This is a genomic window from Campylobacter sp. CFSAN122748, assembly GCF_045277125.1.
Lineage (GTDB): Bacteria > Campylobacterota > Campylobacteria > Campylobacterales > Campylobacteraceae > Campylobacter_D > Campylobacter_D jejuni.
Genome location: NZ_CP116953.1, coordinates 1,586,982 through 1,609,787 on the forward strand (window position 1 = coordinate 1,586,982; position 22,806 = coordinate 1,609,787).

Below are 22,806 nucleotides of genomic sequence, written 5' to 3' on the forward strand. Positions count from 1 at the left end.
TAAAATATGTAACATTTTTATCAATATTTTTATCTTTTTTATTTCTCTTCTTTATTTTTAAATATATTAAACAAAAATCACACTATACTTAAATAAAAATCTAAAATTAAGGAAGGGTTTATGCAAGAGCTTACTCGCACGAAAAAAATTCGCTCTATTATTGCTGCAAGTAGTGGAAATTTAGTAGAGTGGTTTGACTTTTATATCTATGCTTTTACAGCAACTTATTTTGCTCATACTTTTTCAACTTCAGATAATCCTGTTATCCAGCAAATCAATGCCTTTGGAGTTTTTGCAGCAGGATTTTTTATGCGTCCTATAGGTTCTTGGCTTTTTGGTTCTTTGGCTGATAAAGTAGGTCGTAAGAAATCTATGGTTATATCAGTGGTTTTAATGGCTTTGGGCTCTTTTATGATAGCAGCCTTACCAAGCAAAGATACAGTGGGCGATCTTGCTATTATCTTACTTTTAATAGCAAGACTCATTCAAGGTCTTAGTGTAGGCGGGGAGTATGGTATAGCAGCCACTTATCTTTCAGAACTTGCTACAGAAGGAAAACGCGGTTTTTACTCATCTTTTCAGTATGTAACCCTAATAGGTGGTCAACTTTTGGCCGTTGCAAGCATTAGTATAATGTTTTTATTTTTTAGCATTGATGATATGAAAGATTATGCTTGGAGAATACCTTTTGTAATAGGTGGAATTTTAGCACTAGGCTCGCTTTTTGTAAGAAAAATGATGAATGAAAGTGCTACAAAACTTCACCAGCATGAAAATCGTGGTACTTTAAAAGCATTATGCAAGTCTTGGAAACCTTTTTTAATGGTGCTTGGGGTTACTTCTGGAGGTTCTTTAGCTTTTTATACTATTACAACTTATACTAAAACTTTCATGGAAAACGCGGGTATGGATAAAATGCTTGTTAATAATCTTTTCTTAGGTGCTTTATTTATACTAATGATCATTCAACCTCTTTTTGGATACATAGGAGATAAAATAGGACACAAACGATCTTTAATTGTATTTTGTATTTTGGCATTGGTAGGAATTTATCCTATTTTTTCACTTATAGCCAATAACGCGCAAAATAATCCTTCTTTGACATTTATGTTAGTAGTATTATTGTTTGTTATTTTAAGTTTTTATACTTCAGTTGCTGGGATTTTTAAAGCAAAACTTTTTCCTGAACATGTAAGAGCTTTAGGGACAGGTTTGGGTTATGCTATTTCAAATGCTGTTTTTGGAGGATCTGCTCCTTGGGTTGCTTTACAATTTAAAAATGCAGGTATAGAAAATGGCTTTTTTATATATATAGCTATTTTTACAATCATCATGCTTATAGCTACTTTATGTTTGCCTAAAAAATCAGAGCTTAATTAATTTTAACGCTTTTAAAGAAAGTGCCGAAAGTGCGGTACTTTCTAACTCTTTTAAGGTTTTAAATTCATAATTTTTATTTTCATTGTTTAAAATTTGATGATAAACCTTGATATTAAGTTTATACTTAGTATAGCTGTGCTTAAACTCCCCTACAAAACCCATATCTTTAGAAAGTTTATACTCTCCTTCTTTAAAAAAAGGAAAATTATACATACCCTTATAAAGCTTATCTTGGCTTTGCCCTATGGCAAATTTTTTATTAAATTCAAACAAAAAAAGATTTAAATTTACACTCTCATAAAGTATTTTTTTAGCTCTTGGATAAAGCTCTGTATGAAATTTGCCTTGACAAAAATCATACAAAGGACAAATCCCACACTTTGCATTTTTACTCACACAAACCAAAGCCCCTATATCAAGCAAGGCTTGGTTATGATCAAAAGCATGATTTAAATTTAAAAGCTCTTTAGCTCTTTTTTCAAGTTCTTTCATGCTAGGATTTTCTAAAGCAAAAAGACGAGAAAGCACACGGCGTATATTACCATCAACAAAAGAAACCTTTTGATCATAACCAAAACAAGCTATAGCACCTGCTGTATAAGCTCCTATACCGCTTAATTTTTTTAGATCCTCAACTTCTTTGGGTAATTTAGCTTCAAACTTATCCACACATTCTAAAGCTGCCTTTTTTAAATTTCTAGCACGAGTGTAATAACCAAGTCCTTGCCAAGCCTTTAAAAGCTCATCTTCATTAGCATTAGCCAAACTTTCTAAAGTAGGAAATTTTTGCAAAAAAGGGAAATAAAACCTTTCCAAAACTGATTTAACTTGAGTTTGCTGAAGCATAATTTCGCTGATATAAACTCCATAAGCTCTATCAATATGCTTTAAACTTTCATCACAATTTTGACTTTGTAAATTACGCCAAGGTAAAGTTTTGCGTCCATTTTTTTCATACCAAAGAAGTAAATTTTCTTGTAGTTTTTCAAGCTCTTTTTTTTGCATAAATGAGAGTATAACAAAAAATTTTAAAATTTTTTGCTAAAATTAGCTCAAATTAAATTATTAAGGATATCCATGTTAGCTTTTTTTAAAGGTTTAGGTATAGGTTTTTTATGTTTATTACTTTTTGTTGCAGGAGTAGTTTTTAATGTAGAATTTTTAGGCAAAAAAGACTCTAATCATGATTTATATTTTTCAAGAAATATAGAAGTAAGCAATACACTAAAACCCGATATTTTATATGCAAATATTAATTTTTGGGCAAATGAAAATTTAAGCTCAAAAATCACATTAGACAATAGTGAAAAAGCCGAAATCACAAATACTTTCAATCAAATTTTAGAACGCTCAAAAAAAGAAAATTTTTGTAGCGGAGGAAGTTTTTCTTTAGAACCTAATTTTTCCTATAAAGATGGTATACAAACTCCAAAAGGTCAAAGATTTGATGCGAATTTAGAATGTGAATTTAAAGAAAACCAACTTGCAGATTTTAACAATCTTTTAAATGACATCAATTCTATCATAGCTAAAAATAATTTCATCAGCGTTTCAACACCAGCCATACAAACAAAATTTTCAAAAGATACACTAAACAACAACAAAGAAAATCTCTACAAAGAGCTTTTAAAAACATCATACGAATATGAAAAAACTTACTCTTTAGATCTTAATAAAACTTGTGTATTGAAAAATTTACAAGTAAATGCCAATACCAATATCGCACCTAGAATGCTAAATGCAAAATCTGATAATATAGAACTTTCATCTCCAATTATCAGCGAAAAAGAACAAATTTTAAACGCGAAAGCTTTATTTATTTGCAAATAACTTAAGGCAAAATAAACTCCTTTTAAGTTTATTTTGCTATACTTTTATCTTCAATTCTTTCAGAAATTTATGCGGGAATAGCTCAGGGGTAGAGCACAACCTTGCCAAGGTTGGGGTCGCGAGTTCGAATCTCGTTTCCCGCTCCATAATCACCCGCCCGGGTGGTGGAATTGGTAGACACAAGGGACTTAAAATCCCTCGGAATTTTTCTTCCGTGCCGGTTCAAGTCCGGCCTCGGGCACCACTTTTTCAACATTATCAGGGCGACATAGCCAAGCGGTAAGGCATGGGCCTGCAAAGCCTTGATCTCCGGTTCGAATCCGGATGTCGCCTCCAAAAGGCAAAACTTTACTTTATCGGGAGATGGCTGAGTGGTCGAAAGCGGCGGTCTTGAAAACCGTTGAGGGTCACACCTCCAGGGGTTCGAATCCCTTTCTCCCGGCCACCAAGACTTTCTAGTTTATTAAGCTTATATCATTCCTGAAATTATAAAGGATACTACAAATGAAAAATAATACTTCAGTCTTACTATTTTTGTTATATCCTAAAAAACTTAGAAAAACTATGACTAATATAATTAAAAATAAGAAATACAAATGGAAAATTTAGAATTTATTATTTTAAAACAAAAATATAAAATTTTAAAAATATGTCAAATTTTAAAATACAAGGTAGCTAAATGAAAGAATTTTATATGAATTTAGCTTTAAATGAGGCTTGGAAATATCAGTTTTTAACCTATCCAAATCCAGCCGTAGGCTGTGTAATCTTAGATAAAAATGAAAAAATTTTAGCCATAAAAGCTCATGAAAAAGCTGGATTGGCTCATGCAGAACTTAATGCCATAGCTCATGCTTTTAAAAGCTTAAGACCTGAAATTTCATTGCCTAAAGAAGTAAACGCCTTACATGAGTTTATTTGCAAAAACCATCAAGGTGTATTTAAAGATAGTATAGCTTTTGTCACACTTGAGCCTTGCTCTCATCAAGGAAAAACGCCTCCTTGCGCAAAACTCTTTAGCGAGCTAGGTTTTAAAAAAATTTTCATCAGCGTTAAAGATGAAAATAAAATCGCAAGTGGTGGAGCTGAATTTTTAAAAAAACAAGGCATAGAAGTTGAATTTGACATACTTAAAGAAGAAGGAAAAAAACTTTTAAAACCTTTTTTAAAATGGCAAAAAGGGCAATTTAAACTTTTTAAATTAGCCCTTTCTATGAATGGCTCACCTTTTGGCAAAATCGTAAGCAATAAGCTAAGTCGCACTTATGCACATAAAATTAGAGCGGTGATTGATTTGCTTGTAGTCGGTGGAGAAACCATAAGAAAAGATCGCCCTATACTAGATACTAGGCTTTGCAAAGCAAAAGCGCCTAATCTTTGTATCTTAAGCCGTCAAAATATAGATAATTTTGATAAAAATATCCCTTTATTTAAAGTTCCAAACCGCCAAATTTATACCCAAATTCCAAGTGAGGCTAAATTTTTAATGTATGAGGGTGGAGAAAATTTTCTCAAAATCTTTAAAGATGGAATAGATATGTTTTTGATTTTTCAAAGTTCAAGTTTAAATGATGAAAAAAATGTTACAATACCTTTAAATTTCAAGCCACTTTATAGGAATTTTTTAGGGAGTGATACTTATGGCATTTATGAACTTTAGTGGATTTTTTTATGCAAGAAATGATTTAAGATTATTTAAAATAGAAAAGAAAAATGAATTAAAATCCTTTTTTTACAAAGACTACACCTTATCAAGCTACAAAGATGATTTAAATTTAAACAATGAAATCTTTTTTTATCAAAGTTTAAAAGAAGGCTTATTTAAAGAAAATGATGAAATTTTAGTTTCAAATTTGGGTAAAAAGATCATACTTTTTAGAAATTTCACTCAAAATTGCGATAATTTTAATGAGGCAAAATTAAAACAAATATTGCTTTTATTTTTTTTGTTATTAGCGAGCGTATTTTTTGCAAGTTTGGCTATGATTAATGAATTTGGAGCCATAGATCTTGTTTTTTTAATGATTTGCTTATTGCTTTTAGTGATGGGAGTAATCAATCTTGGCTTGCTTTTTAAGCAAATTCGTATTCTTAAAAGTTTTTCCAAAGAAGAAATGAAAGAATTTTTAAGTCTAAGAATGAAAAAATACACTAAAGTGTAAAAACACTTTAGCATACTGTTTTTAAATTTGTAGCAAGACCACCTAAAGAAGTTTCTTTGTATTTATAATTCATATCTTTTCCTGTTTCATACATGGTTTCTATAACCTCATCAAGGCTTACCATAGGAGTAGATTTGCGTGTCATTGCCATTCTAGCAGCACTTATAGCCTTAATAGCTCCAAAGGCATTTCTTTCTATGCAAGGAATTTGCACAAGCCCTGCAACTGGATCGCAAGTTAAACCTAGATGATGTTCCATTGCCATTTCAGCAGCGTTGCATGCTTTAAAAGCATTAGCCCCTAAAACTGTTGCCATAGCTGCAGCTGCCATAGAGCTAGCACTACCAATTTCTGCTTGACAGCCTGCTTCTGCTCCGCTAATGCTTGCATTTTTCTTATAAAAAGAACCTATAAGCATTGCTGTTAATAAAAACTCTATAGCCTTTTCATCACTAAAACCTATAGTATGGTTTTTAAGATAAAGCATAACAGCAGGGATAACAGCACATGCTCCATTTGTTGGTGCGGTTACAACTTTTGCTCCGCTAGCATTTTCTTCAGCAATCGCAATAGCATATAAAGAAATAAAATCGATAATGCCCATAGGATCAGCTGTCATCGCCACTCTTTCTTTAAGTCCTTTAGCTCTACGCTTTAAATGAAGTTTTCCAGGCAAATAATCTTCATTTGGATGAGTGCCATTATAATACACTTCTTGCATTACTTCCCAAATTTCAAGACAATAAGCACGAATTTCCTCTTTAGTGTGAAATTGCAATTCGTAACGATAAGAAAGCTCTGCTAAATCCCAATCTCTTTTATCGCAAAGCTCTAAAGCTTCTTTTGCATTGTTAAGCTCTATATCTAGTTTTTTCTTTTTATTTTGGTTGGAATTTTTATCTTTTTTTTCTAATTGTGCAGCTGTTAAAACAAAGCCTCCACCTACAGAATAATAAGTTTCTTCATCAACTAACCCACCTTTACAATCATAAGCTTTAATCTTCATACCATTCTCATGTAAAGGTAAAAAATCTTTGGAAAATATCAAATCTTTTTCATAATTAAAACAAAGTTTTTTCTCACCACAAAAATCAATTTGAGCATTTTCAATAGCATTTTTATTTACTTCATCTTGTATTGCTGTGCTTAAATTTTTAGCTTCTAGGCCATTTAACCCCCAAATTACAGCCTTATCACTCAAGTGTCCTTTACCTGTTAATGACAAAGAACCATAAAGAGTAACCTCAACTCTATCAATTTCATCAAGCTTTTTAGCGACTTTTTTACAAAATAAATTTCCAGCAAGCATAGGCCCTAAAGTATGAGAAGAAGAAGGACCAACACCTATTTTAAAAATGCTTAAATTACTCATTTTTTATCCTTAATTTATAAAAGATCATGAATTGCAGCAGAAATTGCAACTATCCCCATTACCAAAATAAAAAGATCTAAAAATTTATTACGAAATCTTGCCAAAATATCAAAACGATAAATACAATAAAGTGGCATTAAAAAAAGCAAAATAGCCAAAACAGGGCCACCAATAGCCTCGATAATTCCTATAACACTTGGATTTTTATACGCAACAAGCCACGCGATAGCAAAGGTAATGATCGCTGTTAAAGTTTGAGCGAATTTACCTTGAATTCTACCATTACTTGCTTTATATAAAATACCATTTAAGCCTTCTTGAGAACCAAGATAATGCCCTAAGAAACTTTTGCTAATAGCCACAAGTGCAACAATAGGTCCAACATAAGCTAGTAAAGAAACTTCAGGAAATTTATTTGCTATAAAAGTAAGAATATTGATATTTTGATCTTTTGCTGATGCAAAATCTTCTGGTGTAAAGGTTAAAGCACAAGAAAAAACAAAAAACATTACAACAAAAACCATAAGAATAATTGCCAAAGAAATAATTTTTCTAGCGCGAGGTTCAGCATAACCACCATATTCTTTTTTACAATAACAAGCAAGTGAAGAAATGATAGGAGAGTGATTAAAACTAAATACCATCACAGGAATAACAAGCCATAAAGTAACCCAAAAATTACTTGTTGAAATTACGGAAAAATCAACATTTGCAAATAACGATAAATTCCATTGTGGAATTAAAAGCAATGAAAAAATAAATAAAAATATAATAAAAGGAAAAACAAGAAAACTCATTGCTTTTGTTACAACATTTTCACCAAGAATAGAAATCAAAACCAAAACTCCAACAATCAAAAAACTCACCCACCAACGAGCAGCATGAGTAAGATCTGCATTGAAATTGAACTGATTGATTAAGAACTCAAGCAAAGTTGTTGTAAGATTAGCACTATAAACCAATAAAATAGGCAAAATAGCAAAAAAATACAAAAGTGTAATTAAAAATCCACCGCCCTTGCCAAAATAACTTTCTGCAACAAAAGTAATATCATCTTTTGGATTAGAACTTGAAAGCACAAAGCGACATAAATTTCTATGAGCTAAGTAAGTCATAGGAAAAGCTAAAACAAGTATAACTAACAAAGGTATCAATCCACCAAGCCCAGCACTAATAGGTAACAAAAGTACGCCGGCTCCAATAGCTGTTCCAAAAAGAGATAAAACCCACCTTGTATCGTGACTAGTCCATTTAGGAGTATTCATTATTCTTCCTTAAATTTAAGATTACATCTCTTTTATTTTAGCAAAATATTTATAAATAATTATTTTTTAAAAAAAATATTTTAAATCTTATGTAACATTTTATAAATTTAATTTTATAAAAAAACAATCACTTGTATCAATAAAGTATTATTTTAAAACTAAATATATTTTGGGTTTTGCAATCAAAAAATAAAAATTTGGAAGACTATGCTTCCAAATTTTTGCATCAAATTTTCTAAGGGAGTTAAATTTTCAAAAATTAATCTAATTTTTGACCTAGGATATTTCCTTGCATATCTGTATAAACTTCCATATTGTTATTAAACTTAAATTTATAACCATTAATTTCTTTGTCTACTTCAAGAATTTGAGCATTTGATTGAGTTGCACTCACTTTTTTCATAATATTAGGTAAGATAGTATGTGGCAAAGCCTTATATTTTCCATCAACTTCTTTCCACTCTCCATTGATCATAAAATCAATTTCAGTTCCATCATTTAAAATCACATCATAAGAATCTATATCTTTTTTCACCAAACCAATTTGAGCGGTTTTAAAATTTTTAGAAATAAATTCTTTGGCATTATTTGGAAGTTCGCTAGCAGGAACAACCATATCTTTAGCTAAAAGCACCGTAGTACCCAACAAAGCAAGTAAAGTTAGTTTTGCTTTCATAATTTCTCCTTTTTTTGTCTTGGTTGGCGAAAGTTTAACTCAAAACTGTGAAGTGAATGTGAAACTTAAAAAATAATTTTCAAACTTTCATTCTCAACACTTATACCTTGACTTTTTATAAATTTTATTTCTTTTCCATCTTCAAATTTTAAAATATCTTTATCTTTTAGATTAATATCATAAGTTAAAATATGCAAAACAATATCATAAATACAAAAGAAAAGTTCTTTTTCTTCTATGTTTAAATCACAAACTTCAAGTTCTAATTTATCAAAATTTCTAAGCCCATAAGTATAAGCATTAACTCCATTTTCACTAGGATAAACACTAACATATATCCAATTATATACCGGCAAGCGATTATCATCTAACATTTTTGCATTTTCTATATAAAAACTGGGCTCTAAAACAACTGCACCTGTATAAAAACCTAAAGCATGTTTATTTTCCAAACATAAAGCTGCAATTTTCGTAAACATTTTAGCTTGTTCTAATTTGCTTTGATCTTGACTTAGCACCGCTATAAGAAGATGAGCTTTATGTTTTTTAGTTTGCTCTAAGGCATCTTTCCACATAAAATTAAAATTTGCATAGTATTCTGCTTCGTGATTAGGTATAGGATTTTTAATCAAATTTAGAGTAACTAACATATTTTCATATGAAAAAATCACGCCCTCTTTGGTAAAATTTTCATCAGCTATTTTTATATTAAATTTATCTTCTAAAATGCTTTTTAACTCCGAAAAATTAAAATCAACTTCATCAAGAAGAACAAAAGAGGTAAAATTGTGATTTAAATCTATAGTCATGTTAAACCCTATTAAATTTTTATAAATTATAACCTAATAAAAATAAATACTATAAACAAGAATTTCTTAAAAATTATGATAATTGATATTAATTATAAATTTATTTTTTATACAGTATAATCTTTTAAAATTTATAAGTATATTTTTGGAGAAAAATATGGAATTTTTAAAAGATTACATCGATTTAATTATCTTTTTAATTCTAGGAATTATGGCATTTATAGCTTTTTGGTGTGTTGTAGAAAGAATGCTATTTTTTAGAAAAATTAACTTTAAAAATTATGAGAATCAAGAGCAATTTGATGATGCGATTAGTGAAAATTTAACCACTATATATATCATCTATTCCAATGCCCCTTATATAGGACTTTTAGGCACTGTAATAGGCATCATGGTTACATTTTACGAAATGGGCTTGGCGGGCAATATAGATGTCAAATCTATAATCGTGGGGCTTTCTTTAGCTCTTAAAGCTACAGCCTTAGGACTTTTGGTTGCTATTCCTGCTTTAATGGCTTATAATGCCTTACTTAGAAAAGTTTCCCTCTTAAGCAATGCTTATAAGGCAAATAAAAATGCTTAAACTACCAAAAAATGAAGGTTTAAATATAGTCCCATTTATAGACATTATGCTTGTTTTGCTTGCTATAGTGCTTAGTATTTCAACCTTTATTGCGCATGGAAAAATTCAAATCTCACTTCCTTCAAGTGAAAATGCTACCAATATAAGCAATAATGAAAAAAAACTTCTTATAACCATAGACGAAAAAAATACTTTTTATTTAAATGATAAATTAGCTGATTTAAATGAAGTTCAAAATGCTATTTTTTCACTTGATAAAAAAACCATAGTAGAACTAAAAAGCGATAAAAATGCTAAATTTGAAAGCTTTGTAAAAATTATAGATTTTTTAAAAGCCAAAGAACATGAAAATTTTCAGATTCTTACTGAGAAAAACAAATGAAAACTTTATTTTTAAATCATAAATACCAAGCTTCTTATATAACTTTTATAGTCTTTATACCTTTACTTTTTGTCATTTTTCACTCGAATGACTTTTTTAAAATGGAAATTAAAAATGAAGATTCTTTTTCTTTGGCAATAAAACAATTTACCCAAACTAATCCAACAAATGAGACTAAACCAACAGAGTCCATTATAGAACCTATCAAACCAAAACCTCAGCCAAAAGTTATTAAAAAACTCCTGAAAAAATGCAAAAAAAGATAAAAAAAACACCTCCACACCCAATACCAAATAAAACCCCAATAGCACCAACTCAAGAAGTTAAAACTTTTACAAAAACAACTGATACAAATGTCAAACCTAAGATCACTCAATTAACACAAGGAAAAGATAATCACCCTGTATTAAAAGAAATCCAAAAAGCTATACAACAAGCACAATTTTATCCAAGGCAAGCAAAAAAATGCGTATGCAAGGAACTGTAAAAGTAGAATTTTTATGGAAAGAAAACAAAACTTTAGCAGATTTAAAAATCATCGAAAGCTCGGGATATGATTTGTTAGATAAAAGTGCTTTAGAAAGCATAAGAAAAGCTTCTTTAAATTTTCCACACTATAATGGAGATTTAAGAATTACACTACCTATTATATATGATTTTAAAACCCTAAGAGGGTAAAATTATAATTTGCTACACTCTCTTATCTACAATTTGTGCTTCTTGATTTTCAATTTTATTTTGAAAATCTTTACTTAAATTCTGACTTAATTCTTGCAAAGATTTTTGCTTCAGTTTTTCAAATTCTTCAGGATTGCTAGCCTCAAGCTTTGCCTGCTCATCAGCACTTAAAGCATTTAAACCTTTTTCTTGGGCTTTTTGAAGCAAATCTTCGTCTTCTTTTTCTTTGATATTATTTTCCTTATCATCTTTTTTATTGATTTTTTGCGGATCTATGGTTTTCATAGCACTAGCTCCACTACCTGATGCTTCTTTAATGTCGCTTAAAATTTCTCTCATGCTAGGTTCTTTAACATCACTATCATCAACTTTACCATCTTTATTTACATCTTTATCAATAAAAAAATTTAATTTTTCTTCTATATTTGCATCATCAGATATTTTTTCATCGCTTGTTTTAAAGCCTAAATTTTGCATACTTTGTTGAAGGGTATTTGTATTAAAATTTAATTTTACACTTTGTTGTTTATTATTTAAATTTGAATTTAAAGAACCAAAATTATCTTTTACACTTTCAAACCAATTTGAAACAAATTGGTTTGCTTCGCCATTAAGCCTTATACTACCATCATTTCTAGCAACATAATTCGTATAAGAACCGAAATTTTTTTGTAAACTACTATAATTTTCATCGCTTAAATTTAAAGCTATAAGTTCACCTTGCTTATTTTCAAAAACAACCTTAACACCATCGCTATTTAAACTCGAAAGATCTTGCACGGGAATTTTATCTTGATCTTCTTTTTTTAATACGCTAAGCTCTTTTTTATCAACATTATTAGTTAAAGAATGGGTTAAACTAGCAGAAGTATCGATTTTCATTATTTATCCTTTTTTACATTTTGCAAATAAGCCTAAACGACACATTTTTCTCTCATGTGAATTTTTTAAAGAATTACACTTTTTAAGTTCTTGCTCGTAGTTAACACAAGAATTTGCAAAAGCAAAAGAACTCAAAATGCTTAAAACCAAAATTATTTTTAACACTTTCCAATCCTTATTTTAAAGATTTTTTAGTTAAAATTATATCTTTTATAATCGACAAAATCTTAAAAAATTTTATATTCTTAGAAAGGAATCAATGAAAGCATTAGCTCTTTTTAGCGGTGGGCTTGATAGTATGCTTGCAATGAAACTCATCACTGCACAAGGCATAGAAGTTAAAGCTCTAAATATCAACATAGGTTTTGGAAGTACAAGTGATAAAAGCGAAATCATGAAAAAGCGTGCAGCGATGGTAGGTGCAGATTTTGAAATGATAGATGTAAGAAATTCCTATCTTCAAGAAGTGCTTTTTAATCCACAATATGGCTATGGCAAACATTTTAATCCTTGTATAGATTGTCATGCTTTTATGTTTAAAACTGCTCTTGCTATGTTAAAAGAAGAAAATGCAAGTTTTATCATCACAGGAGAAGTTTTAGGACAACGCCCTATGAGTCAAAGAAGTGATGCAATGGCAAAGGTTAAAAAACTTGCTCTTGATGAAGAAGATTTAATCTTGCGTCCTATGTGCGCAAAAAACCTACCTCTAACCAAACCTGAAAGAGAAGGTTGGGTAGATAGAGAAAAACTCGAAGGTATTATTGGAAGAAGTCGTAAAAGACAACTTGAACTTGCAGCTAAATTTGGCTTAGAAGACTTTGAAAGCCCAGGTGGAGGTTGTTTGCTAACTCTTGATAGTTTTGCTAAAAAAATTCGAGATTTCATAGAATTTGACAAAGATATGCAGGTTAATGACGCACAACTTTTAAAATATGGTCGTCATTTAAGATTACCCAATGGAGCTAAAATGATCATAGGTAGAAATGAACTTGAAAATACTCTTTTAAAAGGTTTAAAAACTCCTAAATATGAAGCAATAGAAATTGGGGATTTAATCGGAGCTTACTCTTTGGTAGATGAAAAAATTTCAGAAAAAGACTTAGAACTTGCCTTAAAAATAGCCCTTACCTATACTAAACACGAAGCAGGAAAAAGCTATGAACTTAAATTTAAAAATCAAGCTTATACAAGCATAGCTTTTGAAAATAAGGCTGATGTTAATCAATTTTTTATTAGTTAAAGTATAAAGTATTTAGCAAAACAAGCGATATAGTATTTGAATCTTTTCAAAATATTGCAATCAAGCCCATGAAAATGGGCTTTTTTTATTTTAATCCATAAGTATTTTTTAAATTGTTTAAATTCGCACTCGCATTCAAAAGCAAACAATCAGCCAAAACTAAACGCACCATAGCACTAGCTACAACACTTCCTCTAACACCTACACAAGGATCATGCCTACCTTTGAGTTCAAATTCCAAATTATTGCCAAATTTATCTATACTTTCTTGCTTGGAAAAAATAGAAGGAGTAGGTTTAAAATAAGTTTTTAAAATAAGATTTTCTCCATTTGAAATTCCTCCTAAAATTCCTCCGCTATGATTGCTTAAAAACTTGCCATCTTTTAAAGCATCATTATTACACGATCCGCGCATTTTGCTTGCATTAATACCTTCGCCTATTTCAACTGCTTTAACAGCATTAATTCCCATTAAAGCATGAGCTAATTTAGAGTCTAACTTATCATAAAGAACTTCTCCAAGTCCTATAAGCATACCACTAACTTTTGTAAAAACAGCAGCGCCTACGCTATCTTTTGAATTTCTAGCATTTAAAATTTCATTTTTAAAGTCACTTTCTAGTTTTGGATCAAGGCAAAAAATTTCACTTTTCTTAGCAAATTCAAAATCAAATTCTTCTTCTTTCAAATTTGATACAAAAGTTCCTATTCCAAAAACACCACTTTGAACACAAATGCCAAATTCACGCAAAAGCATCGCTGCAACTGCACCACCAGCCACTCTAGCAACACTTTCCCTAGCACTTGATCTACCCCCACCCCTATGATCTCTTATGCCATATTTATAAAAATAAGTAAAATCCGCATGAGCGGGACGAAATAGATCTTTTAAATTATCATAATCCTTAGAATGGGCATTTTCATTAAAAACCACTATAGCTATGGGATGACCCGTTGTATATCCTTCAAAAACCCCGCTTAAAACCTGAGCTTTATCGCTTTCTTTTCTTGGTGTTGCAAATTTACTTCCGCCTTTGCGTTTATCAAGCTCATTTTGCAAAAATTCTTCATCAAATTTAACTCCAGCAGGTATTCCATCAATAATACATCCAACAGCCACACCATGAGACTCACCAAAACTTGTAAATTTCAATCTCGTACCAAAGGTATTCACTATAAAGCTCCTAATTTCTCAAGTGCAATTTTTGCTGCCATTTGCTGTGCTTCTTTTTTGCTTCCTGCAATAGCTCTTGCAAGTTCTTTACCATCAAGCATTAAAGCAATTTCAAATTGCTTTAAATGATCAGGGCCAAAAGCACGCACTGTTTCATACTGCGGAGTTTGTCCGATTTTTCCCTGTGTAATCTCTTGTAATTTTGTTTTATAATCTTTTATAAGAATTTTTGCATCAATTTGAGGGAAATTTTTTTCTATAAGTCTTAAGGCAATAGTTTTTGCAAACTCGAACCCGGCTTCTAAATGTATAGCACCTATAATGGCTTCTAACGCATCTGAAAGTATAGAAGGCTTTTCTTTTCCTCCATTGTTTTCCTCAGCAACACTCATAAGAATAAAATCGCCCAAATTTAAACTATTTGCAATTTTTGCAAAAGACTTTTCATTCACTAAAGCTGCTCTAAGCTTAGATAAATCTCCTTCGGCATCTTTGGCGAATTTATGAAAAAGGTATTCACCTACAACTAAATCAAGCACGGCATCACCTAAAAATTCCAAGCGTTCGTTGTTGTAAGATTTTTTAAAACTTTTATGGGTTAAAGCATGTATAAGAAGATTTTTATCTTTAAATTCATAAGTTAAACTCTGCTCTAGCTTTTCAATGTTTTTCATCATTTTCCCTTGCAATTTTCAAAGCAGCTTCACGCGCCAATGTATCACACCTTTCATTTTCCAAATGTCCATTATGTGCTTTTACCCAAAAAGCCTTAATCTTATGAGATTTTGCCACTTTAATATATTCCTTCCATAAATCTATATTTTTTTTACCTTTAAAATCCTTTTTTATCCATCCTTCTAGCCATTCATTAATACTTTGAACCATTAGGTTAGAATCTGTAAAAAGCGAAATTTTACAAGGCTCTTTTAAAGCCTTCAAAGATTCAATAATTGCCATTAACTCCATTCTATTGTTAGTGGTATTAGCCTCAGCTCCAAAACCTTCCTTTTGATACTCCTTATAACGCAAAATATAAGCCCATCCGCCAAAACCTGGATTATTAAGACATGAGCCATCTGTATAAATTTCAATGTGTTTCATTGTTTTTCACTTCATAAATAATTTTACAAGTATTAAACTCATAACAAACAGGACAGTGATAAAAAAACAAAGGCATAACATTTTTACACTCAGAACAACGGTATGAAAATTCTAACCCCGCATTAAAAGAATTATCTTTTAAAATTTTTAACATTTTAAAATTAGAATTTTTAAAAACAAACTGATGCGTATCATCATGCTTTGAAATTTTACCCAAAGCATAAAAGAATTCTAAAAAATCTTGATTTTCTAAATTAAACGCTTCATTTTCTCTATAAAGCAAATCACAAATATCAAAAAAATTTTGCCCTAAAAACATATGATATTTTTCAAAAACTAAACGCCCCAACATAGGATTATCTTCTATTTTAAATTCTAAAAGTTTTTTCTTTTTTTCTTCATCAGTGATATTAAAAGTACAAAGTTCTAAAGCTTTGATAAAATCATGCTCTTTTTGCACATCTTCATTAAGCTCAAAAAGACATTCTAAAAGTTCTAAATTTTCTTTATAAGAACGAAGTTTTAAATAAACAATTTTTAAAAGTTTTAAGGCTTGTATATTTCTTGGACGCAGTTTTAAAGCTTGTAATAAAACTTCTTTTGCACGCTCTAAAAATCCTGCTTTAAAATAAACTTTTGCTAAAGAAAGGAAAATAAATTCTCTTTCTTGTTTATCTTTACATTTTTCAAGAGCAATCAAATAAATTTGAGTTGCTTTTTCAAATTCCCCACTTTTGGTAAAAATTTCGGCCAAAAAACTTAAATTTCCAAAACTCAAGCTACTATTTCTTAATAACTCTTTATGAGCGTTATCCATTTCAAATTTTTTTATAAATTTTTCAAGCTTTTGTTCTTCATCTTTGTTAGCAAATATTTTCCAAATATAATTTGCAACAGCTACAACAAATACTAAAATGGTTAAAATTATAAGCCCTACTAAAGGGTCTCTGTATTCTACAAAGAAAAAATCCATAGTCTCGCTCTAAAAATTTTATGCCAAATTATAGCCAAATCTTTGTATAATTTTAACAAGGTTTGTAAAATGATAACTAAAGAAAGTATAGAAAATTTATCCCAAAGACTTAATATTGTTGATATTATAGAAAATTATATTGAAGTAAAAAAACAAGGCTCTAGTTTTGTATGTATCTGTCCTTTTCATGCAGATAAAAACCCGTCTATGCATATCAATCCTATCAAAGGTTTTTATCATTGTTTTGCCTGCAAGGCTGGTGGAGATGCTTTTAAATTTGTAATGGATTATGAAAAATTAAGTTTTGCTGATGCAGTTGAAAAAGTTGCAAGCCTTAGTAATTTTACTTTGAGTTATACAAAAGAAAAACAAGAAAATAAAAAAGAGCTAAAGTCTATACTACCAAGCTTAAATGCGTATTTTAAAGATAATCTCAAACACCACAAAGAAGTTTTAACCTATCTTTACCAGAGAGCTTTAAATGACAAAGATATAGCCAAATTCGAATTAGGTTTTGCAGGAGCAAGTGAAGATAGTATAAGATTGTTGCAAAATCAAAAAATTCCTTTAGAAGATGCTATGAGTGTTGGAGCTTTAAAAAAAGATGAAAATAATGAATTTTACGCAAGTTTTATATGGCGTATCACCTTTCCAATCTACGATCATAAAGACTTATTGGTAGGGTTTGGAGGGCGCACTTTAAATCCCAATGTACCGGCAAAGTATGTAAATTCACCCCAAAATATACTTTTTGATAAAAGTAGAATTTTTTATGCTTTTAACATCGCTAAAGAAAATATAGCCAAAAAAAAAGAAATAATAGTATGTGAAGGCTACATGGATGCAATAGCTTTTCACAAAGCAGGGTTTAACAATGCTGTAGCAGTTCTTGGAACAGCATTAACCGAACATCATCTACCCTTAATCCGCCGTTATGATGCAAAAGTGATTTTATGTTTTGACAATGATGAAGCAGGATTAAAAGCTGCGACACGATCTGCATTTTTATTAAGCACAAACAAAATAGACGGTAAAGTGGCAATTTTGCAAGGCGGAAAAGATCCTGCTGAGCTCGTAGCAAAAAATGAAAGCACAAAACTCCATAATATACTCGATGAAGGAATAGAGCTTGGTGAATTTTATATCAGACGCTTAATATCCACTCATTCCATAATTTCTGCTCTTGATAAACAAAAAGCTTTAGAAACTATACAAAAATTCACCTTTAATCTTGAACCTTTAGTGGCAAATTCTTACACTAGTCTAGTTTCAAATTTATTAAAAGTGGATGAAAAATTTATTGTCTTATCACAAAATTCAAAAAAAACCATACAAACCCCTTTAATTTCTCAAAATAAATACAATTTTCCTAAAGAAAAAATTCACATTGCAGAATTAGAACTTATAGCCTTTTTAAAACAGCATCCAGATATATGTAACGATTTTAAGCAAATTAGTGATAGTGTTTGTTTTAAACATAAGATTTTATTGGATAAAATTTTAGAAAAAAAAGGTTATGAAGATAGTGATATTAGAGAATTTGAAAGTAAAAATATTCGAAAAAATTTAAACTATAGCGAATTCTTGTTAGGTATTTGCAAGGTTAATTTAGCTTTTTTAAACAATGTAAAAATTAAAAATTCTACACTCGCATTAAAAAAACAACTTTTTACGCTTATTGATAAAAATTTAAATCTTTTAATTAAAAATTTAAATACCGAAGAATTAAATAATTTTTTAAAAGAATATTTAAGCTTCTTAAAATATGAAAAAAACGAAGAAATTCTGCAACAATCATTTAGAAACTTAAATGGAATTTTTGGTAACAAAAACTTTACAGCTTATGATTTAGGATTTAGCATACAAAATAATGACGAACCTTTTTAATTTATTTAAATTTCAAGCCTTAATTTACCTTTTTTTAAACACAATCACGCTAAAGTATATAAAAATTTTTAAGGATAAATTATGATGCCTTTTAGTGATGAAGAGCTTATAAATCCTGTTAAAGCAAGTTTAGAAAAGAGCTTGCCTATGCTTGAACGTGATGGCGGAGGGCTTGAATTTTTAGGAATTAAAAATGGGATCGTTTATGTCCATTTAATAGGAGCTTGTAAAGGCTGTGCATCGAGTGGAACAACGCTAAAATACGGTCTTGAAAGGCAACTTAAGATTGATATTCATCCGGAAATCACTATAATCAATTTAAACGGCGGAGTAGACGAATTTGCAAAATTATAAAAAACTTGGAATTGAACATTTTTACAAGAAAGATTTTAAAACTGCAAAAATGTATTTTTCTATGGCTTATGAAAAACGCAAAAATAAACGCTTGCTAAATTTTATCTGCCTTTGTGATCTTGCTTTAAAATCTCCTAAAGAAGCTTCTTTACTTTTTGATTTTTATATAGAACATTACAAAATCTCTAGCATTGATAAAGACTTAGAAGAAATTTTAAGTACAATTGAATTTAAAAAACAGGAAAACAAACAGGAAAACGAATTTGAAGATGGGTATGCGTTAAATTATCAAGATTTTTTAAAAAGCGAAGAAGAACTTGGCTTTCAAAAAAGTTTTGAAAATATCATTAACAGCACTAAATTAGTTATTGATAATCGTGATGATTTTTTAGATTTTTTGGAAAAATTACTTGATAATGGCTATAAAGATATGACTTTAAATTACATAGAAAATGTTATGCCTCATTTTTGGGCAAATGATAGATTTATCAAACTCCAAGAAAAACTCATGGGATTTAAAAGTGAAATTAAAACTTGAAAATTCATTCATTACAGATAACACCTTAGAGTGTGAAAAAGAATGCTTTTTTTTGCAAACCACACAAAATGCTAAATTTCACGCTCAAGCCTTAGAAAAAGGTGCAAAAATCATTGATGTAAATGAGTGTAAAAAACTTTTAAAAATCGATGAAAAGATTCAAATCATAGGAATCACAGGAACCAATGGCAAAACCACAACCGCAGCAGCGATTTATTCTATCTTATTGGATTTAGGTTATAAGTGTGGGCTTTGTGGGACAAGAGGAGCTTTTATCAACGATGAACAAATCGATGAAAAATCCTTAACCACCTCCCCTATTCTTAAAACCTTAGAATACCTACAAATAGCCACTCAAAAAAAATGTGATTTTTTCATCATGGAAGTAAGCTCACACGCGCTCGTTCAAAACCGCATCGAAGGCTTAAATTTTGTTGCTAAAATTTTTACCAATATCACTCAAGATCATTTAGATTTTCACGGTACTTTTGAAAATTATAAAGAAGCAAAAGAACTTTTTTTTACCGATGAGAGTTTAAAATTTATCAACAAAGATGCTTTGGCTATTAAATTTAATGTGCGTAATGCTTTTACTTATGGCATAGAAAATCCTGCTTTATATCAAATCAAAGCTTATTCTTTAGAAGAAGGCATTAGTGCTATTGTAACAAATAAAAATCAAACTTTTCACATAGACTCGCCCTTGCTAGGACTTTTTAATCTTTACAATCTTCTAGTTGCTAGTGCTTGTGTGAATGAACTCGTAAAGCCTAATTTAAAAGACTTGGAAAAAGCTATCAGTGGATTTGGCGGGGTTTGTGGCAGGGTAGAACAAGTAGCAAAAGGTGTGATTGTAGATTTTGCTCATACGCCCGATGGCATTGAAAAAGTGCTTGACACTCTTAAAAATAAAAAACTCATCGTTGTTTTTGGAGCAGGTGGAGATAGAGATAAAACCAAACGCCCTTTAATGGGAAAAATCGTCGAACATTTTGCAAAAATTGCTATCATTACAAGTGACAATCCACGCAGCGAAGAACCAAAAACCATCATGGAAGAAATTTTATCAGGCTTTACTAAAAAAGAAAAAGTTTTAATGATAGAAGATAGAAAAGAAGCTATAAAAAGAGCTTTAGAACTAAAAGAAAATGACGATTTAGTCGTTATTTTAGGCAAAGGTGATGAAACTACTCAAGAAATTAAAGGGATAAAATATCCTTTTAGTGATAAAGTAGTTGTTAATGAAATTTTAAAAAATCAAGGATAATCAATGTTTGAAAATATGGATTTTTCTAAAATGGGAGAACTTTTAAATCAAGTTCAAGAAAAAGCAAAAAATATAGAACTAGAACTTGCAAATCGTGAATTTAGTGCCAAAAGTGGAGCAGGACTTGTTAAAATAAGTGCCAATGGAAAGGGTGAAATTATCGATGTTAGCATTGATGATTCTTTACTTGAAGATAAAGAATCCTTGCAAATTTTACTTATTTCTGCAATTAATGATGTTTTGGCTATGGTTGCACAAAATCGTTCAAGTATGGCGAATGATGTTTTAGGCGGTTTTGGAGGTATGAAATTATGAAAAAAATTTTAATTATTTGCATGCTTTTTACTTTGTCTTTTGGTATAGAAAGACCTAAATTTGAAGATTTTTTAGCAGGTTATGAAAGAAATAAGGCAAGCATGCTCAACTATGAAGGAATGCCAGCTTTTGCACTCAGTGAAAATTTACTTGCTGTGTTAAAACAGCCTAATGCTAAGCTTAACAAATATGTAAAATACGATCCATTTTTAAATTTATATCTTGTAAGAACTGACTTTAGCCTAATCCCTACTCCTATGGGTGATGAAGAAAAACTTACTCGTAATGATTGGGTTGGAATTTGGGATCCTAATAAACCTTATATAGGGCATATTAAGTATTTAGCTCAAAATATTGATGAAAAAGATCAACTTGATTTTAATTCTAAAATAGGACTTTTAGGGACTCCATGCTGTGAAATGATGGGGATTGCTTTAAATAATAGCTCTTTTATAGGCAATCGCTATTTAAAACATTTTATGAAATATAACGATGTTTATTGGGGGGATATCGGCGTTGATTTTGTTGTTCGAGAAAATAAAATTTATGTTAACAATGTAAGAAAAAATCCACAATTTTTAATCAACGATCAAGTTATAAGTGTTGATGGCTTGCCCGCCAATGATTTAAGAAAACTCAATGAAAAAATTCTTTTTGCAGATCGCGGAAGCACTCTTTATTTTCAAGTGTTGCGTGATAATATGGATTTAAATATTTCTACTGAAGTTTTTGCAAAAGATTTGAGCAAATTTAACCTTCCTGATTCTAAACCAAAACCAAAAATTACAAATTTCACAAGCAATCTTGGTTTAACGGTTAATACTAGTCTTGTTGTAACCAAAATAGATCCAAAATCAAAAGCATCAAATGCAGGATTTATGGTAGGAGATAAAATTTTACGCGTTAATAATATTATTTTAAATAATTTTAAAGAATTACAAAATATTTTAAGTGCTGGTAATGACTTTAGCATCTTAATTGAACGCAAAAGTACTAAATTACCTTTATCAAATTTCAACAATGAACTAGGCGGAAATGCCAACTCAGGTGGCGATGGTAAATTTCAATTTTTCATAAGGCTTACTAAGTGAATTTAAAAGAACTTTTTATCCATCACTTAGAAAAAAATCTACCTAAAGTTGAAAGCTTTCATCCTTTTTTTAATGAAGCTTTAGCACTTATGTTAAAAGCGGGGGGAAAGCATTTTCGCGCACAATTGCTTTTAAGCGTAGTACAAAGCAATAAACCTGAACTTTTAAATCAAGCTTTAGATGTGGCTTTAGCTTTAGAGTTTATCCATACTTATTCACTCATACACGATGATTTACCCGCTATGGATAATGCAGACTTTAGACGAGGAATTCCAACCTTACACAAAAGCTACGATGAAACTACAGCCATCTTAGTGGGTGATGCTTTAAATACTGAAGCTTTTTTAGTTCTAAGTCATGCTCATTTAAAAGATGAAATCAAAATCAAACTCATCAAAACCCTTGCCTTTAATGCAGGACTTAATGGAATGGTCATAGGACAAGCTATTGATTGTTTTTTTGAAGACAAAAGACTGAGTTTAAATGAACTTGAGTTTTTACACACACATAAAACCGCAAGATTAATCGCTGCAGCTTTAAAAATGGGTTGTGAAATTTGCGAACTTAACAACGAAGAAAGCAATCAAATTTACAAACTTGGTTTAAAACTAGGACTGATTTTTCAAATCAATGATGATATTATCGATGTAACCACAAGTCAAGAACAAAGCGGAAAGCCTACTAACAACGATATTCATAAAAATTCTTTTGTCAATTTACTTGGACTTGAACAAGCCATAAAAACAAAAGAAAATCTTCTTAGTGAATGCGAACAAGACTTAGAAAAACTTAATGAAAAACTCGCACAAATGATACAAAATTTAATAATTCAATACTTATAAAG

General features: G+C 30.3%; 25 protein-coding genes, 4 tRNA genes and 1 pseudogene. 19 read left to right on the forward strand and 11 right to left on the reverse strand.

What is annotated here, in order from left to right; translation table 11 throughout:
• Positions 1-120 precede the first annotated feature (120 nt).
• Positions 121-1,380, forward strand: coding sequence for an MFS transporter (locus OT390_RS08190; protein WP_002867563.1), 1,260 nt, complete (start codon positions 121-123; stop codon positions 1,378-1,380).
• Here the strand turns inward: OT390_RS08190 and mutY are convergent.
• Complete coding sequence (gene mutY, locus OT390_RS08195; protein ID WP_002868837.1) at positions 1,366-2,385, reverse strand: A/G-specific adenine glycosylase; 1,020 nt, start codon at positions 2,383-2,385, stop codon at positions 1,366-1,368. The genes OT390_RS08190 and mutY overlap by 15 nt on opposite strands.
• A gap of 72 nt (positions 2,386-2,457) precedes the next feature.
• On the opposite strand from mutY, the gene OT390_RS08200 reads away from it, so the two are divergent.
• The 7 genes from OT390_RS08200 to OT390_RS08230 all read left to right on the forward strand — a co-directional run bounded on the left by OT390_RS08200 (position 2,458) and on the right by OT390_RS08230 (position 5,372).
• Positions 2,458-3,210, forward strand: a complete 753-nt coding sequence (locus tag OT390_RS08200) for a hypothetical protein (RefSeq protein ID WP_002882730.1) — start codon at positions 2,458-2,460, stop codon at positions 3,208-3,210.
• Between the two features lie 71 nt (positions 3,211-3,281).
• Positions 3,282-3,356 (forward strand) — tRNA-Gly (locus OT390_RS08205).
• Positions 3,357-3,365: 9 nt separating this feature from the next.
• Positions 3,366-3,454 (forward strand) — tRNA-Leu (locus OT390_RS08210).
• 18 nt (positions 3,455-3,472) lie between these two features.
• A tRNA-Cys gene (locus tag OT390_RS08215) sits at positions 3,473-3,546 on the forward strand.
• Positions 3,547-3,567: 21 nt separating this feature from the next.
• A tRNA-Ser gene (locus tag OT390_RS08220) sits at positions 3,568-3,655 on the forward strand.
• A gap of 234 nt (positions 3,656-3,889) precedes the next feature.
• Positions 3,890-4,870 carry a bifunctional diaminohydroxyphosphoribosylaminopyrimidine deaminase/5-amino-6-(5-phosphoribosylamino)uracil reductase RibD gene (ribD, locus tag OT390_RS08225; protein ID WP_002860076.1) on the forward strand — a complete coding sequence of 327 codons (981 nt, stop codon included), beginning with the start codon at positions 3,890-3,892 and terminating at the stop codon, positions 4,868-4,870.
• Complete coding sequence (locus OT390_RS08230; RefSeq protein WP_002860077.1) at positions 4,851-5,372, forward strand: hypothetical protein; 522 nt, start codon at positions 4,851-4,853, stop codon at positions 5,370-5,372. Before ribD ends, OT390_RS08230 begins: the two co-directional genes overlap by 20 nt.
• A 7-nt stretch (positions 5,373-5,379) precedes the next feature.
• Here OT390_RS08230 and OT390_RS08235 read toward each other — a convergent pair whose 3' ends face one another.
• The 4 genes from OT390_RS08235 to OT390_RS08250 form a co-directional block, all read right to left on the reverse strand.
• Positions 5,380-6,744, reverse strand: coding sequence for an L-serine ammonia-lyase (locus OT390_RS08235; RefSeq protein WP_020247147.1), 1,365 nt, complete (start codon positions 6,742-6,744; stop codon positions 5,380-5,382).
• A 14-nt stretch (positions 6,745-6,758) separates the two neighbouring features.
• Positions 6,759-8,009, reverse strand: coding sequence for a serine/threonine transporter (locus OT390_RS08240; protein WP_002889173.1), 1,251 nt, complete (start codon positions 8,007-8,009; stop codon positions 6,759-6,761).
• A 259-nt stretch (positions 8,010-8,268) separates the two neighbouring features.
• Positions 8,269-8,685: a PepSY-like domain-containing protein gene (locus tag OT390_RS08245; RefSeq protein WP_394535949.1), complete on the reverse strand. Its 417-nt coding sequence runs from the start codon at positions 8,683-8,685 to the stop codon at positions 8,269-8,271.
• 65 nt (positions 8,686-8,750) lie between these two features.
• Positions 8,751-9,494, reverse strand: coding sequence for a DUF4261 domain-containing protein (locus tag OT390_RS08250; protein WP_002889175.1), 744 nt, complete (start codon positions 9,492-9,494; stop codon positions 8,751-8,753).
• 157 nt (positions 9,495-9,651) lie between these two features.
• Here OT390_RS08250 and exbB point away from each other — a divergent pair, with 157 nt between their 5' ends.
• The 3 genes and pseudogenes from exbB to OT390_RS08265 all read left to right on the forward strand — a co-directional run bounded on the left by exbB (position 9,652) and on the right by OT390_RS08265 (position 11,137).
• Complete coding sequence (gene exbB, locus OT390_RS08255; protein WP_002871878.1) at positions 9,652-10,077, forward strand: TonB-system energizer ExbB; 426 nt, start codon at positions 9,652-9,654, stop codon at positions 10,075-10,077.
• A complete protein-coding gene (gene exbD, locus OT390_RS08260; protein WP_002851470.1) occupies positions 10,070-10,459 on the forward strand; it encodes a TonB system transport protein ExbD in 390 nt (129 codons plus the stop codon). Before exbB ends, exbD begins: the two co-directional genes overlap by 8 nt.
• Positions 10,456-11,137, forward strand: a pseudogene (locus OT390_RS08265) (TonB family protein). The gene exbD and the pseudogene OT390_RS08265 overlap by 4 nt, the downstream one beginning before the upstream one ends.
• 12 nt (positions 11,138-11,149) lie before the next feature.
• Here the strand turns inward: OT390_RS08265 and OT390_RS08270 are convergent.
• Complete coding sequence (locus tag OT390_RS08270; RefSeq protein WP_002889088.1) at positions 11,150-12,019, reverse strand: hypothetical protein; 870 nt, start codon at positions 12,017-12,019, stop codon at positions 11,150-11,152.
• A gap of 3 nt (positions 12,020-12,022) precedes the next feature.
• Positions 12,023-12,184, reverse strand: coding sequence for a hypothetical protein (locus tag OT390_RS08275; RefSeq protein WP_002870203.1), 162 nt, complete (start codon positions 12,182-12,184; stop codon positions 12,023-12,025).
• Positions 12,185-12,278: 94 nt separating this feature from the next.
• On the opposite strand from OT390_RS08275, the gene OT390_RS08280 reads away from it, so the two are divergent.
• The gene (locus OT390_RS08280) at positions 12,279-13,262 is read left to right on the forward strand and encodes an MnmA/TRMU family protein (RefSeq protein ID WP_002935063.1); all 984 of its coding nucleotides are present in this window, start codon (positions 12,279-12,281) and stop codon (positions 13,260-13,262) included.
• A gap of 85 nt (positions 13,263-13,347) precedes the next feature.
• On the opposite strand, the gene aroC is transcribed toward OT390_RS08280, so the two are convergent.
• The 4 genes from aroC to OT390_RS08300 are packed head-to-tail and all read right to left on the reverse strand — an operon-like array spanning position 13,348 to position 16,510.
• Positions 13,348-14,436, reverse strand: coding sequence for a chorismate synthase (gene aroC / locus OT390_RS08285; RefSeq protein WP_394535948.1), 1,089 nt, complete (start codon positions 14,434-14,436; stop codon positions 13,348-13,350).
• Positions 14,436-15,110: a ribonuclease III gene (rnc, locus tag OT390_RS08290; RefSeq protein WP_002851153.1), complete on the reverse strand. Its 675-nt coding sequence runs from the start codon at positions 15,108-15,110 to the stop codon at positions 14,436-14,438. The genes aroC and rnc overlap by 1 nt, the downstream gene beginning before the upstream one ends.
• On the reverse strand, positions 15,097-15,537 hold the full coding sequence (gene rnhA, locus OT390_RS08295) for a ribonuclease HI (RefSeq protein ID WP_042963139.1): 441 nt from the start codon (positions 15,535-15,537) through the stop codon (positions 15,097-15,099). Before rnhA ends, rnc begins: the two co-directional genes overlap by 14 nt.
• Entirely contained in the window at positions 15,524-16,510 is a 987-nt protein-coding gene (locus tag OT390_RS08300) for a CDC27 family protein (protein WP_002870200.1), read from the reverse strand. The genes rnhA and OT390_RS08300 overlap by 14 nt, the downstream gene beginning before the upstream one ends.
• Before the next feature lie 69 nt (positions 16,511-16,579).
• On the opposite strand from OT390_RS08300, the gene dnaG reads away from it, so the two are divergent.
• The 7 genes from dnaG to OT390_RS08335 all read left to right on the forward strand — a co-directional run bounded on the left by dnaG (position 16,580) and on the right by OT390_RS08335 (position 22,804).
• Entirely contained in the window at positions 16,580-18,397 is a 1,818-nt protein-coding gene (gene dnaG / locus OT390_RS08305; protein WP_002870199.1) for a DNA primase, read from the forward strand.
• An 81-nt stretch (positions 18,398-18,478) separates the two neighbouring features.
• On the forward strand, positions 18,479-18,751 hold the full coding sequence (locus tag OT390_RS08310) for a NifU family protein (RefSeq protein ID WP_394535947.1): 273 nt from the start codon (positions 18,479-18,481) through the stop codon (positions 18,749-18,751).
• Complete coding sequence (locus OT390_RS08315; protein ID WP_406611486.1) at positions 18,738-19,289, forward strand: histidine kinase; 552 nt, start codon at positions 18,738-18,740, stop codon at positions 19,287-19,289. The genes OT390_RS08310 and OT390_RS08315 overlap by 14 nt, the downstream gene beginning before the upstream one ends.
• Positions 19,273-20,556 (forward strand): UDP-N-acetylmuramoyl-L-alanyl-D-glutamate--2,6-diaminopimelate ligase, encoded by a 1,284-nt coding sequence (locus tag OT390_RS08320; protein ID WP_052797067.1) that lies wholly within the window; start codon positions 19,273-19,275, stop codon positions 20,554-20,556. Before OT390_RS08315 ends, OT390_RS08320 begins: the two co-directional genes overlap by 17 nt.
• Positions 20,557-20,559: 3 nt before the next feature.
• Positions 20,560-20,871 (forward strand): YbaB/EbfC family nucleoid-associated protein, encoded by a 312-nt coding sequence (locus OT390_RS08325; RefSeq protein WP_002870244.1) that lies wholly within the window; start codon positions 20,560-20,562, stop codon positions 20,869-20,871.
• Positions 20,868-21,962, forward strand: a complete 1,095-nt coding sequence (locus OT390_RS08330; RefSeq protein ID WP_002870243.1) for a PDZ domain-containing protein — start codon at positions 20,868-20,870, stop codon at positions 21,960-21,962. Before OT390_RS08325 ends, OT390_RS08330 begins: the two co-directional genes overlap by 4 nt.
• The gene (locus tag OT390_RS08335; protein WP_002851379.1) at positions 21,959-22,804 is read left to right on the forward strand and encodes a polyprenyl synthetase family protein; all 846 of its coding nucleotides are present in this window, start codon (positions 21,959-21,961) and stop codon (positions 22,802-22,804) included. Before OT390_RS08330 ends, OT390_RS08335 begins: the two co-directional genes overlap by 4 nt.
• Positions 22,805-22,806: the final 2 nt, after the last annotated feature.